Annotated in this window: 9 protein-coding genes; 2 read left to right on the forward strand and 7 right to left on the reverse strand. The window is 49.6% G+C overall.

Translation table 11 applies throughout. The features are described 5' to 3' along the window. Positions 1 to 475 precede the first annotated feature (475 nt). Positions 476 to 1,132: a histidine phosphatase family protein gene (locus JUF13_RS02180; protein ID WP_203637500.1), complete on the forward strand. Its 657-nt coding sequence runs from the start codon at positions 476 to 478 to the stop codon at positions 1,130 to 1,132. 1,342 nt (positions 1,133 to 2,474) lie between these two features. Here JUF13_RS02180 and JUF13_RS14590 read toward each other — a convergent pair. The 7 genes from JUF13_RS14590 to JUF13_RS02210 all read right to left on the reverse strand — a co-directional run bounded on the left by JUF13_RS14590 (position 2,475) and on the right by JUF13_RS02210 (position 11,651). Beyond that, complete coding sequence (locus JUF13_RS14590; protein WP_225893638.1) at positions 2,475 to 2,555, reverse strand: putative holin-like toxin; 81 nt, start codon at positions 2,553 to 2,555, stop codon at positions 2,475 to 2,477. Positions 2,556 to 3,237: 682 nt separating this feature from the next. Next, on the reverse strand, positions 3,238 to 4,197 hold the full coding sequence (locus tag JUF13_RS02185) for an ABC transporter ATP-binding protein (protein ID WP_125765880.1): 960 nt from the start codon (positions 4,195 to 4,197) through the stop codon (positions 3,238 to 3,240). Then, complete coding sequence (locus JUF13_RS02190) at positions 4,197 to 5,297, reverse strand: ABC transporter ATP-binding protein (RefSeq protein WP_125765881.1); 1,101 nt, start codon at positions 5,295 to 5,297, stop codon at positions 4,197 to 4,199. The genes JUF13_RS02185 and JUF13_RS02190 overlap by 1 nt, the downstream gene beginning before the upstream one ends. A gap of 13 nt (positions 5,298 to 5,310) precedes the next feature. Then, complete coding sequence (locus JUF13_RS02195) at positions 5,311 to 6,336, reverse strand: ABC transporter permease (RefSeq protein WP_203637501.1); 1,026 nt, start codon at positions 6,334 to 6,336, stop codon at positions 5,311 to 5,313. Between the two features lie 11 nt (positions 6,337 to 6,347). Continuing rightward, positions 6,348 to 7,277 (reverse strand): oligopeptide ABC transporter permease, encoded by a 930-nt coding sequence (opp3b, locus tag JUF13_RS02200; RefSeq protein ID WP_125765883.1) that lies wholly within the window; start codon positions 7,275 to 7,277, stop codon positions 6,348 to 6,350. A 201-nt stretch (positions 7,278 to 7,478) separates the two neighbouring features. Further along, positions 7,479 to 9,107 (reverse strand): peptide ABC transporter substrate-binding protein, encoded by a 1,629-nt coding sequence (locus tag JUF13_RS02205; protein ID WP_203637502.1) that lies wholly within the window; start codon positions 9,105 to 9,107, stop codon positions 7,479 to 7,481. Positions 9,108 to 10,022: 915 nt separating this feature from the next. Next, a complete protein-coding gene (locus JUF13_RS02210; protein ID WP_203637503.1) occupies positions 10,023 to 11,651 on the reverse strand; it encodes a peptide ABC transporter substrate-binding protein in 1,629 nt (542 codons plus the stop codon). Positions 11,652 to 12,824: 1,173 nt separating this feature from the next. On the opposite strand from JUF13_RS02210, the gene hflX reads away from it, so the two are divergent. Continuing rightward, positions 12,825 to 14,102, forward strand: a complete 1,278-nt coding sequence (gene hflX / locus JUF13_RS02215) for a GTPase HflX (RefSeq protein ID WP_203637504.1) — start codon at positions 12,825 to 12,827, stop codon at positions 14,100 to 14,102. Positions 14,103 to 14,284: the final 182 nt, after the last annotated feature.

Consider the following 14,284-nt stretch of genomic DNA (forward strand, 5'->3'; position numbering starts at 1 on the left):
CTCGCTTTGAACCGCCCAAACCGCGTTTCAAAGTCGCCATTCTCTGAAGAACACAGAGAATCCCCCGGCTGAGCTCATTTTCGCTGCCCTATCGGCTACACCGTGAGTATCCACACCATTGGTTATGTCTTTCGGTTAGTTATCATCACTCATGCATTGGCATCACCATTGTATTGGTAACTAACAGAAAGTAGCTAGCATTTAACGAACAGTTAAACTTATCCATGGTCTAACCGTTTATCAGCCGCAGGGATGGTGACAATAGGCTCAGCCGTGGGAGTTACCTTAGCGGCAAAGCCGCTTAGGTAACTGATGTCTTTGAGACTCGTACTTTGAGGCTCAAAGTAAGTCCGAAGACCGCTCTTTGGCTTCGGACGTTCGCCCACAGCGTCACGGCCTATTTTCACCATCCCGGAGGCAATGACAACGACCGCAGACCATGGATGAAGTTTTTTGAAGAATAGGAGAGATTGAGATGGCAACAGTTGAACTTTACTTGGTGCGTCACGGCCAAACTTATTTGAACAAATACCACCGGATTCAAGGGTGGTCCGACTCTCCGCTGACCGCTAAGGGAATCGCCGATGCCAAACGTGCCGGCGAGCGATTGGCGAAGATTCCTTTTGCCGCTGCCTATGCCAGTGACACGACGCGGGCCCAGAACACGGCCAAAAACATTTTAGCCGCTAACCAGGCCCCCGTTGCTTTGACGACGGAACCTGCCTTCCGTGAAGAAAACTTTGGGTACTTCGAAGGCCTCGACACCGGCCTCACCTGGCACACGCTGGGCACGCCGGTTGGCCTGGACTCGTTCAACGCCATGATCAAGGAATTGACGATTGAAAAGACCAAGGACATGTTCCACGCCCAAGACCCCTTCGGCGATGCTGAAGACAACGCGATGTTCTGGGCCCGGGTGCAACCTGGTTTGGACCACGCCATCGCCGCTGCCAAAGACGGCGACCGTATTCTGATTGCCACCCACAGCACGACCATCCGCAGTATCGTTTCCAAGTACTCGGACATCGACGTCTCCGTGCCGGTTGATAATGGCAGTATCACCAAGATTACCGTTAAGGACGGCACTTACAAGGTGAACGACTACAACAACTCTGAGGGTAAAATTAAATAGTTTCGTATCGGCCTACTGACAAGCTTTTGTTGGCGGGCTTTTTATAACGAAATTTGTAAGTGATTGTCGTAGTCGTCCGGGTTAGAATATGCTATATTGTAAGCATAGAAAAAGGCCGGCGTTGGACCGCCGACCTTACAAGCCGCTTCAAGAGCGGAGACAGTGACAACGAATGAGTCGCCCTAATTCTGTCAAAGATTTAGAGGGCGGCTTTTTGATTACTTCCGATCGTTATGACGATCAATTAGTATCATCAATGTGGCAAAAGCCAACATCAATGACAGCGCTTGGAACACGCTCATGGACTGCGAAACCTTTCTTTGGATTTGTTCCATGTACCTCACCTCAGAAGGAAAAAGACAGTCCCCGCTCACAAAACTTCCTGCATTCCCCAGTGTAACAGAGCGGTCGCCATTCTCCTGGTAATTTGCCTTATAAATAATTTGGTATGTGAATTTCAATTCTGCTCGTTGTAACGTCCGAATATTTTACAAACTGCAAAGCGCCTTTTCTCCTGAGAGTATGCTATATTATAGACGTAGAAGAAAAAAGCCGGTGGTTGGACACCGACTTTACAAGCCGCTTCAAGAGCGGAGACAGTAACGACAGATGAGTCGCCCTAACCTATCAAAGCTTATAGAGGGCGGCTTTTTGATTACCTTCGATCGTTATGACGATCAATTAATATCATTAACGTGGCGAAAGCCAGCATCAATGACAGCGTTTGGAACACGCTCATGGACTGTGAAACCTTTCTTTGGATTTGTTCCATATACCTCACCTCAGAAGGAAAAAGACAGTCCCCGCTCACAAAACTTCCTGCATTGCCCAGTGTAACAGAGTTATCGCCATTATTTTGGTAATTCGTCTTATAAATAATTTGACATGTGAATTTGAATTTAGACCGTTGCATCGTCCTAACATTTTGCAAACTGCAAAGCGCCTTTTCTCCTGAGAGTATGCTATATTATAGACGTAGAAAAAAGCCGGTGGTTGGACACCGACTTTACAAGCCGCTTCAAGAGCGGAGACAGTAACGACAGATGAGTCGCCCTAATCCGTCAAAGATTTAGAGGGCGGCTTTTGATTATTTCCGATTGTTATGACGATCAACTATGGATTTGAATGATGTTTAGTACTATGGAATTGGTTTCAAATTCTCTATGCTTTCACGCTAATTTGAGTGGCTTGAATAGTTATTCGAGTTAGAATGTGCTATATTGTAAGCATGGAAAAGGCCGGCGTTGGACCGCCGACCTTACAAACCGCTTCAAGAGCGGAGACAGTAACGACAGATGAGTCGCCCTAGCCTGTCAAAGCTTATACTGGGCGGCTTTTTTGATTACTTTCGATCGTGACGATCGATTAGTATCATCAATGTGGCAAACGCCAACATCAATGACAGCGCTTGAAACACGCTCATAGACTGTAAAACCTTTCTTTGGGATTTTTTCCATACGCTTCACCTCAGAAGGAAAAAGACAGCCCCCGCTCACAAAACTTCCTGCATTTCCCAGTGTAACAGAGTTATCGCCATTCCCTCGGTAAGTCGACTTACAAATAATTCAATAAAACGTTCCATCTCTATGGCCAGCAACTAATCACGGTTGCTGGCCCTTTTTGCATCCTCCAAGTACATAAGCTGTGTAGCCAACTGTGAATGGTTTGTACCAAGTCAGCAAATTAAGTTGGGCTTCGGGCTTCGGGCTTCGGGCTTCGGGCTTCGGGCTTCGGGCTTCGGGCTTCGGGCTTCGGGCTTCGGGCTTCGGACCAAACCAGCGGCCTGGTCAACGCACAACCAGGAGCCGGAGGAAGCCAGGGTGGAGACGGCTGTGTCGGTGATGTTAGGCGGGTGGGCTTGCCGGCCTTACATCACGGGGCGACTTTTGAGACGCCGACCCTGGCGGCTTAAAAGCGAGCTGGAGGACCGCCCCTCAGGCCGGAAGCGGTCCCCACAGCAGGCGGAACCCTGGAAGCCGCAGGCGGCCATCCCCCACTGTCCTTGACCCAAAAGCCTTTGACCTAAATCCCCAAACCAAGCCCGAAACCCCAAGCCCAAAGAAAAAAGCACCGCAGCCAGGAAAACAGCTGCGGTGCCAAAACACTTACTTGCGAATCAACGAAGCCTCGTGGGCCCGTTGGGTGTACATGTCAATTTCATCATCGGCAGCCCGCACCCAGTGACGTGGGGCGATTTCAACCAGGTGACGTTCCTTGCCATCGTTCTCACCGCTACCGTCGTACGCAATCTCTTCCCGGGTCCGTTCGAACTCAGGATCAGGGACAGGCACAGCGGACAGCAAACTCTTGGTGTAGTCATGCAAGGGATGGGCGTAGATTTCGTCAGAGTCGGCGATTTCCAACATCCGGCCGTAATGCATAACCCCAATCCGGTCCGAAATGTATTTCACCATGGAGAGGTCATGGGCGATGAACAGGTACGTTAAGCCCTGTTCGCGCTGGAGCTTCTTCATCAGGTTAACCACTTGGGCCTGGATGGAAACATCCAAGGCTGAGATGGGTTCATCGGCAATCACGAACTTAGGATCAACGGCTAATGCCCGGGCAATCCCGATCCGTTGCCGTTGCCCACCGGAGAATTCGTGGGGGTACCGGCTGGAGTGGTCCTTGTTCAGACCTACAGTTTCCAGCAAGTCTTCCACTCGCTTGGTCCGGTCGGCGTCGTCCTTAGCCAAATGGTTAATGTCGATACCTTCGGCCACGATATCCTTGACCTTCATCCGCGGATTTAAGGACGCGTAAGGGTCTTGGAAAATCATTTGCATGTCTTGCCGGAATTCGCGTTGGTCGTCTTTACTAGTAAAGTTATCAACGTTCTTGCCGTTAAACAAGATTTCACCAGAGGTGGGTTCGTACAAATGGATGATGGCCCGTCCGGTCGTGGTCTTCCCAGAACCGGATTCACCAACCAGCCCAAAGGTTTCCCCGCGGTAGATATCAAACGAGATATCATCGACGGCGCGAACCTCATCGGCCTTACCCACGTTGAAGTATTGCTTGAGGTGCTTGACCTCGAGGATTTTTTCGGCATTTTCGTAATCCATTATTGCTGTTCCTCCTCTTCTTCAACTGGGACACTTGGCCGTTGCTTGGCGACCAAGGCCTGTTGCATCTCAGCGTACTTCTTTTGCCGCGCCACGATTTGGGCTGGTGGCGTGACCTTTGGTGCATCCGGATGGAGCAACCAAGTGGCCGCGTAGTGCGTGTCAGAAACCTTAAAGAATGGGGGTTCCTGTTCCGTGTCAATCTTCAGGGCGTACGCGTTACGGGCAGCGAAAGCATCCCCGGTTGGTGGATCGAGTAAGTCAGGTGGCGTCCCGGGAATCGATGGCAATTCATCCCCACTCGAATCAAGCGTTGGCATAGAGCTCAAGAGGCCCCACGTGTACGGATGCTTCGGGTTGTAGAAGATTTCATCGACGGTCCCGTATTCCACGATCTTCCCGGCATACATAACGGCGACCCGGTCGGCCATGCCGGCCACGACACCCAAGTCATGCGTGATAAAGATGATTGACGTGGAAATCTTGTCTTGCAGTTCCTTCATCAGGTTCAAAATTTGCGCCTGGATTGTCACGTCCAAGGCAGTCGTTGGTTCATCGGCAATCAGAATTTCTGGATAGTTGATCAAGGCAATCGCAATCACGATCCGTTGCCGCATCCCACCAGAGAATTGGTGCGGATAATCATTGATCCGGTTTTCTGCGTCGGTGATTCCAACTAATTTCATCATTTCCAAGGCTTGTGCCAAGGCTTTTTCTTTCTTCATTCCCTTGTGGACCATCAGGGGTTCGGCGATTTGCTTACCGATCTTCATGGTTGGGTCCAGCGAGGTCATTGGGTCTTGGAAAATTTCGGCGATATCTTGTCCCCGGAATTGTTCCATTTCCTTGTCGCTCTTCTTCAACAGGTCTTGGTCCTTGTACAGGATCGAGCCACTGGTGATGTCGGCGTTACGGGCGTTTAAGCCCATAATCGTCCGGGTGGTTACGGATTTACCGGAACCAGATTCCCCAACGATGGCTAAGGTTTCACCCTTCCGCAGATCAAAGCTGACGTTCCGGATGGCCTTAACGTCACCGGCGTAAGTTTTGAAATTAACCTGCAGGTTGCGTACTTCCAAAATGTTTTTATCGTTCTCCATGACGTTAGTTCACCTACTCTTTCGTCCGCGGATCAAAGGCATCCCGTAAGCCATCACCCAGAAGGTTAAAGGCTAACATGATGATGGAAAGAATCAACGCCGGCCACCACATTTGATATGGTAGGAATTGGAAGTTCTTCTGTCCATCGTTCAACAACGTCCCTAGTGAAGCCTGTGGTGAGGAAATCCCAATCCCAATGTAGGACAAGGTGGCTTCGAAGAAGATGGCGTTAGGGATGGTAAACATCGTGTTAATGATGATGACACTGGAGAGGTTTGGCAGAAGATGCTTGAAGGCTATCTTCAGCGGTCGCTCACCCAGCGTTCTCGCCGCCAGAATGTATTCTTGTTCCTTTATCTCCATTGTCTGCGCTCGGACAAGTCGGGCCATGTTGGTCCACGACGTCAGCGCGATGGCAATGATGATTGACGTCATCCCGGGTTTCAGAATCAAAATCAACAGGACGATGACAACTAGGTTAGGGATGGACAAGATGATTTCAATGATCCGCTGCATAATGGTATCTATGCGGCCACCTTTCCACCCCGAGAACATCCCGTAGGTCACCCCAATCGTTAAATCAAAGAGGGTCGCCACTAACGCAATGATCAAGGAGATCCGAGTCCCGTAGAGAACCCGTGAGAACAGGTCCCGACCTAAGTAGTCGGTCCCCATGATGTAAAACTTACTGGAAGCCCCAGCCTGCTTATAAGCATCGATTCGTTGGCCCGCTTGAACCAACGTCCCGTTGAACCCATTGATGCCAATGCCAGGAATCTTAGATGGCAAGTTGGCGTATGACGGGTTCACGGCGTTTGGGTTGTGTGGTGAGACCACCAGGGACCCAAAGGCCATGATGAACACGATGGCTAAGACAATCAAGGATACCCAAGCACCCTTGTTCTTCCGTAACCGCCGCCATGCATCTTGCGCGAAGGTTAACGAAGGCGCCGCAATTTTTTCACTGTCGAGCGCTGCCCGGTCATCGGCATTGATTCGCTTAAAGCTATCTTCAGGGAGTTTAACTGTATCTGCCATTTATTTACCTCCTAGTTAGCCTTTCCTGTGATCCGGATCCGTGGGTCCACGATACCGTATAAGATATCGGTGAACAACAGAACGACACAGAGCATGAATGAGTAGATGATGGTCAAGCCCATGATGGTTGGGTAATCGTTCGTCAAGACAGACTTAACGAATTGTTCCCCGATACCAGGAATGGAGAAAATGTTTTCCACAACCATGGATCCAGTCATGATGTTCACAGCTAACGGTCCAACGATCGTAATCAGCGGAATTAAACTGTTCCGCAGCGCATGGTGGTAAATAACCCCCGTGCGACTCAACCCTTTCGCTTTGGCCAGTTCAATGTAATCCGAACTGAGCACGTCGACCATTTCGGTTCGGACGAACCGCGCCGACTCGGCTAGCGGTGTCGCGCCTAACGCCAGGGTTGGCAAGACCGTGTAGATAAAGCCACCCCATTCGGCGATTGGGAACCAGCCCAATTTCAACCCCAAGTAGTATTGGAGTAAAACGGCTAAGACGAAAGATGGAATCGAAATCCCTAAGATAGAAACAACCGTAGCCGTGGTATCAACCCACGAGTTCTGCCGCATGGCCCCAAAGGCCCCGACAACGATCCCAACAATGACCCCTAAGATCATGGCTTGCAGCCCAATCTGCAAGGATGGTCCGATCCGACTTGAAAGCAAGTAGGACACTGGTTGGTCGCTGAATTGGAAAGACGTTCCGAAGTTACCCCGCACAGCCCCTGCTAGGTACAGCAGGTACTGTTGCCAGACTGGCTTGTTCAAACCATATTGTTCGTAGATCAGCGCAATCTGACTCTTGGACAACTTAGCTTGGTTAGTCAGTGGCGTCCCGGGTAACAACTTCATTAGGAAGAACGTCAAGGTAATAACGATGAATAAGGTCAGGATCAGGTAAAAGATCCGTTTTGCTAGATACTTTGCCATTTGTTTACCTCTCAATCAGTAGACTTATTTGTTACCGTTAAGTCGTTAAACTTAACAAGAACTCCACGAAAACAACAAGATGATAAATGATTGCAATAATATCGAAAAGTAAGGACCAACTCGCGTTAATCCTTACTCCCCGATAAAGCTTATTTAAGTCGGGCCTTCGCCTGACCGTCATAACTGATTTAAACGTGTTGCTTACTTAGCAATGTAAGCGCGACTGAAGTCCCAGTTAGCACCGGTTGGGAAGTAAATCAATCCCTTGACATCGGACTTGACCAGTTGGGCTTTCCCTTGTTGGTAGACGGGGATGATCCCTTGGTCATTTAAGATAGTCTTTTGGGCGTTAACCATGTCATTCCAACGAGCAGTGTTATTGTTGGCATCCTTACCAGTGGCTGCGGCAACGTCCTTGTCGTAAGCCTTGGAAGACCATTTCCCGTTGTTGTAAGAGTTACCTGAAGTGAACAGAGACAGGAATGAAATTGGGTCAGGGAAGTCAGCACCCCAAGCAGAGATAACGGCATCGAATTGGCCATTTTGTGAACGGCTCAAACGCGTCTTGAATGGCAAGTTACTGTTGGTAACCTTTAAACCATCCAACTTAGCCCATTGACTCTGGATGAATTCAGCACTGTTCTTACCGGCTGGCGTGTCATCGGCCATTAAGGTCAGTGAGTAGCTAGAACGGCCCGTTTCCTTCAAAGCTTGCTTCCAAAGCTTCTTAGCCTTGGCCAGGTCTTGTGAAGTTGCGGATGGAACAGCAGCAGCGGTGTTGAAGTCTGTGCCCTTGTTTTCAGCTAAACCAGTTGAAACTAAGCCCTTTGCGGCAGTAGAACCATCAGCTAAGACCTTGTTGACAAATTGGTTCCGGTTGATAGCCAGTGATAAGGCTTGACGAGCCTTCTTGTTCTTCATCATTGAATCTTTCTTTTCGTTCAATTCAATGTAGAAGGTTGAGGCACTCTTGCGTTCAACGTATTGCTTGTCGTTCTTGTAGTTCTTAGGTTGTTGACCGCTCAAGTAAGTTGCGTCAAGCTTGCCACTTTGGTACTGACTCAAAGAAGTTTGGGGATCCTTCATCGTCTTGAAGTTGATCTTCTTTAGTTTAACATTCTTAGCGTCCCAGTACTTAGTGTTTTTGCTTAATGTCCAGTTATCGGACGTACCAGTCCAGTAAGTTAACTTAAATGGACCGTTGTAGACGTTGTCCTGGGCATTCGTTGCGTATTTCTTACCGTACTTTTGAACAACTGATTCATTTTGTGGGAAGAACATTGGACTTGCAACCAATGAAGGGAAGTAACTGGTAGCTTGCGTTAACGTTACAACGACTTTGTAATCCCCTTCGGCCTTAATCCCTAAGCTAGAAACTGGCTTCTTCTTGTTCATGATGGCGTTGGCGTTCTTAACCTGCGCGTACATGTAAGCGTATTGTGAAGCGGTCTTAGGGTTAACGGTCCGTTGCCAGGCGTAAACGAAGTCTTTAGCGGTTACCTTGTCGCCGTTACTCCAGTTAGACTTACGCAAGTTGAAGGTGTAAGTCTTACCATCTTTGGACTTGGTGTAGCTCTTAGCGACCCCTGGGTGAATGGAACTGTTCTTGCCGATCCGGAGAAGACCTTCACCGGTGTTGTTCATCGTTTCCCCAGAAACAACGTCCGTGGCGGTAGAAGAATCCATTGAAGGTAATGCGGAATTTTCCATCCAGTTTAACGTCTGCTTGCTAGCCTCGCTAGAACTGTTTGATGATGATCCACACGCTGCAAGTAACACAGCGGCAAATGTCGCGACCGTTCCGAGTTTGACTGCCGAATTGATTTTCATTTTATAATCCAACCCCTCTTAGTTGTTTGATAAATAAATTGACAACCTCAAATTTGATATTGCAATTGTATATTAGAAAACAATTAAAATCAATGGTAAAAGCTAATTTAATTTAAAAAAGTTTCTAGAAACGTTGTTGTAGCGCGTTTTAAAATAAAAAATTAAAATCTGATGTCACATTTAGAATTGGCTGAACTTTCGTTTTCTGTATACCGTATACAGGAAAACAGCATAAAGTTACGATGCTGAATGACTGTTATACCAGCAATGGTGACGATTACATAGAGTTAGTAAACCCTTTTATGAGAGTTCAAGGAGCGCACGCTGACGGGATTCAGTCGCTGATGGTGCCGCTACCAGTTAACTGGGTTACCCGTCCAAGTCGGTGAATTCTAATATTCATTTTTCTAAAATAATCATTCTAAGTTTTCCGTAAGAGTGGCCAGCTGAAAAAATTAAGGTGTTTATAACGCAGAGATAGGTTAGAAGCCCTCTCTGAGTCCACACACGACCGTTTATGCCCCGACCCCCGGTAAATTCCTACATATACAAAAACAGGACTGACACGCCCAGTTAGGGGCTAATCAGTCCTGAAAAATTATCAGTTGTTTAGTTCTTGAAAGATAGATGTTACCGGTGCCGTCAAAACGGGAAAATGAGATGGTTCCGACCAATGTGAGTGACCAGAGGTGGGCCAAGCTGGCCAGCTGTGTCGATGCTCTTAGCTGAGTGATTTTTCTCAGCTTAGAGCATGGGACAACCTTTGCGACCGATTTTCAGGCGCAAAGTTGAGGTGGAAGACCGCTCCTCAGGCTGGAACCGGCCCCATAGCAGGCCCGCTTGAGCCCACCGCCGGGAACGGACGTCACCGACCACCCTCTCATTTTCACTGCCGAAGCGGCATCTGCAATCAACTTACTTAGCGATGTAAGCTTTGCTGAAGTCCCAGTTGGAACTAACTGGGAAGTAAGTGACGCCCTTAACCTTTGACTTGACCAATTGTGGCTTGCCACTCTGGTAAACCGGAATGATCCCCTGGTCCTTCAACAGAACCTTTTGGGCATCAATCAGATTTTGCCACCGGGCAGCCGGCTTGTTGGCGTTGGTCGTCGTGGCTTCCTTGACCAGCTTGTCGTAAGTCTTGTTCTTCCATTTCCCGTTGTTGTAGGAATTGTCGGACGTGAACAGCGACAGGTCGGTGATTGGGTCTGGGAAGTCAGCCCCCCAGAGCGTCACCACGGCGTCAAATTGGCCACTAGCAGAACGCGCTAACCGCGTCTTGTATGGCAAATTAGAGTTGGTAACCTTGAAGTTAGGCAGCTTCGACCATTGACTTTGGACAAATTCGGTCGTGCTCTTGCCTTCGGCGGTATCGTCAGCCATCAGGGTCAGCGAGTAACTCTTACGCCCAGTTTCCTTCAACGCTTCGTTCCACAACTTCTTAGCCTTGGCCAGGTTGTGTTCGGTAGCAGCGGGAATCGTGCCCTCCGTTGCGAAGTCCTTGCCGTTGCGGATGGCCAGGCCACTCGTGACGATTCCGGTTGCGACCTTCGAGCCATTGTCGAGCACTTTATTGACAAATTGGTTCCGGTTGATGACTAATGACAAGGCTTGACGCGCCTTCTTGTTCCGCATCATGGAATCCTTCTTCTCGTTGAGTTCCAGGTAAGCGACCCGGGAACTGTTGCGCGCATGGTATTCCTTGTTGTTCTTGTAGTTCTTTGGTTGTTGACCACTCAGGTAAATGGCGTCAAGCTTGCCACTCTGGTATTGGCTCAAAGCCGTTTGGGGATCCTTAACAGCACTAAATTTGATATGCTTAAGCTTAACGGACTTGGCATTCCAGTACTTCGTGTTCTTGGTCAGCGTCCAGTTGTCTGACGTCCCGGTCCAGTAGCTCAGCTTAAAGGCCCCGTTGTAGACGTTGTCCTGGGCGTTGGTGCCGTATTTCTTACCGTACTTTTGAACAACTGATTCATTTTGTGGGAAGAACGCGGTTTGCGCGACCAGCGTTGGGAAGTAACTGACGGGATGAACCAGGGTCACTTGGACCTTGTAATCCCCGACGGCCTTGATGCCCAGCGTGGAAACGGCCTTCTTGCCATTCATGATGGCGTTGGCGTTCTTCACATCAGCGTAAAGGTAGGCGTATTGGGACCCCGTCTTCGGGTTGACTGTGCGTTGCCAGCCGTAAACGAAATCTTTGGCGGTTACTTTGTCCCCGTTGCTCCAGTTGGATTTCCGAAGATTAAACGTGTAGGTCTTGCCGTCCTTGGACTTGCTGTAGCTCTTGGCGACGGCAGGATGCGTGGTACTATTCTTGCCAAACTTCAACAGACCCTCACCTGTGTTGTTCAGCGTTTCACCGGAAACGACGTCGGTTGCCAACGAACTGTCCATGGTTGGTAACGCGGAGCTTTCCATCCAGGTCAAGGTTTGATCCTTGGCTTGGCTACTGCTGCTAGAAGATGAGCCACACGCGGCTAACGCAATGGTGGTTAGCGCGGCGACCGTCCCTAACTTAATGACTGATTTAACTCTCATAAAATCCGACCCCTCTAAGTTAGTATGCCTAAGCAACTTGTTGATAAAGACCACTATAGATTAAAATAAAATGAGAATCAATACCAAATTCTCATTTATGGCAGTTTCTGTGGGTCTTTGTCATCGCCTCCAGGCTGGTAAAAAATGGACCTGGTCGCGTCCGTTCCCGCCGGTGAGCTCAAGGATCCCTGCTATGGGGCCGGTTCCAGCCTGAAGAACGGGCTTCCACCTCAACTTTGAGCCTGAGAAACGGTCTCAAAGATTGTCCCGTGGACTAGGCTGGCAAAAAACACCAGCCAAGGCCACCGACACAGCCGGGCACCTTGGCTCGCCTCTGGTCACTTCCACAACCGGCCCATTTTCACCAGCCCTCCGGCTAACATCGGCCAACGCAACGATGGTTGTGGAGTTGCTTCTCAGAAATGACTTATTTCTATCGGGCTTTAGAATCAGAGGCCAATCAACAGTTTCACCAGTGTCGCCACAAATTGCCGCAGATTCACATTAAAAAACGATTGGCAACGTTCCCCCTACCACACTTTCAATCCAGTGAAAATGTGGTCATGTGTGAATGACCAGAGGCGAGCCACACACTAGAAAAGCTATCCACAACACACCCAACCACCAGCCAATACCAATCCAGTGAAAATAAGCGGTCAATGTGAGTGACCAGAGGTGGGCCAAGCCGGCCAGCTGTGTCGGTGTTCTTAGCTAAGAACACGGGGCGACCACCTTTCAGTCTGTAACTCACTCCCGAGAACAGATGCCAACCACCTAGGTGATTACCGCGCCCTCACACCGGAAAAATTATCAACGACACACCCACCAGCCAATACCAATCCAGTGAAAATACGCGGTCAATGTGAGTGACCAGAGGCGAGCCAAGGTGACCAGCCGTGTCGATGGTCTTAGCTGAGGTTTCTCACTCAGCTTAGCCCATGGGACAACCTTTGAGACCGCCCTTCGGCTCAAAGTTGAGGTGGAAGCCCGCCCCTCAGGCTGAAACCGGCCCCATAGCAGGGCACCTTGAGCTCGCCGCCGGGAACGGACAACTAACCGCCACCTGATTTTCACTAGTTTGGGACAGGTGGAATCCTAACAACGCTTAATTTTTCGGTGTTTGCAAAGGAACATGTTATACTCAACGTATAGACTTTAAAGGAGGGTGATCTTTTGGAAGAAACCCCACGAACACCAGTCATCACGATTGGGTTGAACGCTGGTCAAGCCACGTTCGGCTACTCGATGACTGAACTGAAAAACTTGGTAGAGGCCAACAACATGACGGTCGCTGAAGAAGTTCAGCAGTCATTGCCGAAGCCAAATCCAGGGACTTACTTTGGGACTGGTAAGGTTGAGGAATTAGCGACGATTGTTGCGGACGATGGTGTCGATACCATTGTCGTGAACGATGAGCTGTCCCCTAGCCAAATCCGGAACCTGGAGGCTGGCACCAAGGCCCGCATCATGGACCGGACCGGTTTAATTTTGGAAATCTTCGCTAACCGGGCACAATCCCGTGAAGCCAAGCTCCAAGTTCAACTCGCCATGTTGCAATACCAACTCCCTCGTTTGCACACCAGCGCTTCGCAACGGCTGGACCAACAAACCGGTAGCGGTGGCGGCGGTGGGTTCACCAACCGTGGTGCCGGTGAATCTCAAACTGAAATGAGTCGGCGGACCATTCAACGGTCGATCAACCACGTTAACCATGAACTGAAGGAAATCAACCAGGCGGCCGCCACACAACGGCAACAACGGGAACGAAATGAACTCCCTTCCGTTGCGCTGGTCGGTTACACCAACGCCGGCAAGTCCACGTTGATGAACGCCCTGGTTCGTGAATTTGGTAAGAGCGAAGAAAAACAGGTCTTCGTGAAGAACATGCTGTTCGCTACGCTGGACACCAGCGTCCGTCAGCTGACCTTCCCCGACCAAAAGAAGATGCTGCTAAGTGACACCGTTGGGTTCGTGAGCCAACTCCCTACCCAATTGGTCAAGGCCTTCCGTTCCACGTTAGCTGAAGCTGCCAACGCCGACCTATTGATTCAGGTCGTTGACTATGCTGACCCGAACAAGGAATCAATGATGGCCACCACGGAACAGACGCTGCAAGACATCGGCGTCACCGACGTGCCGATGATCACCGTCTTCAACAAGGCCGACCTGACGGAAGCCCATTACCCGAACCGCGTGGGTGATCAACTCATCCTGTCAGCCAAGGACCCAGCGTCCATCGATGCCCTGGTTACGGCCATCAAGGAAAAGGTCTTCCACAACTACGTAACGGCCAACTTCCTGGTCCCATTCGCAGACGGTGAAGTCGTTGCCTACATGAACGACCACGCCAACGTTTTGGACACCAACTACGAAGCAGAAGGCACGGCCCTGAAGGTTGAACTTCAAGAAGCCGACTTCGACCGCTTCAAGAAATACGTCGTCACCGAATAATTTACACACCAAAGGCATCCCCCGACAAATAGTCAGACGGATGCCTTTTTGTTTACGATAAATGAAAAGAGCTCACCCACGCCAGTTCCAACGAACTGAAGTGAGTGAGCTCAATTTAAACAATTTAAAATCAAAACGAAAACAACAACCACCCTGGTAAACGACCAGCGAAGTCCCGGGCT

Origin of the sequence: Levilactobacillus wangkuiensis (genome assembly GCF_016861605.1) — a bacterium.
Classification (GTDB): Bacteria; Bacillota; Bacilli; order Lactobacillales; family Lactobacillaceae; genus Levilactobacillus; species Levilactobacillus wangkuiensis.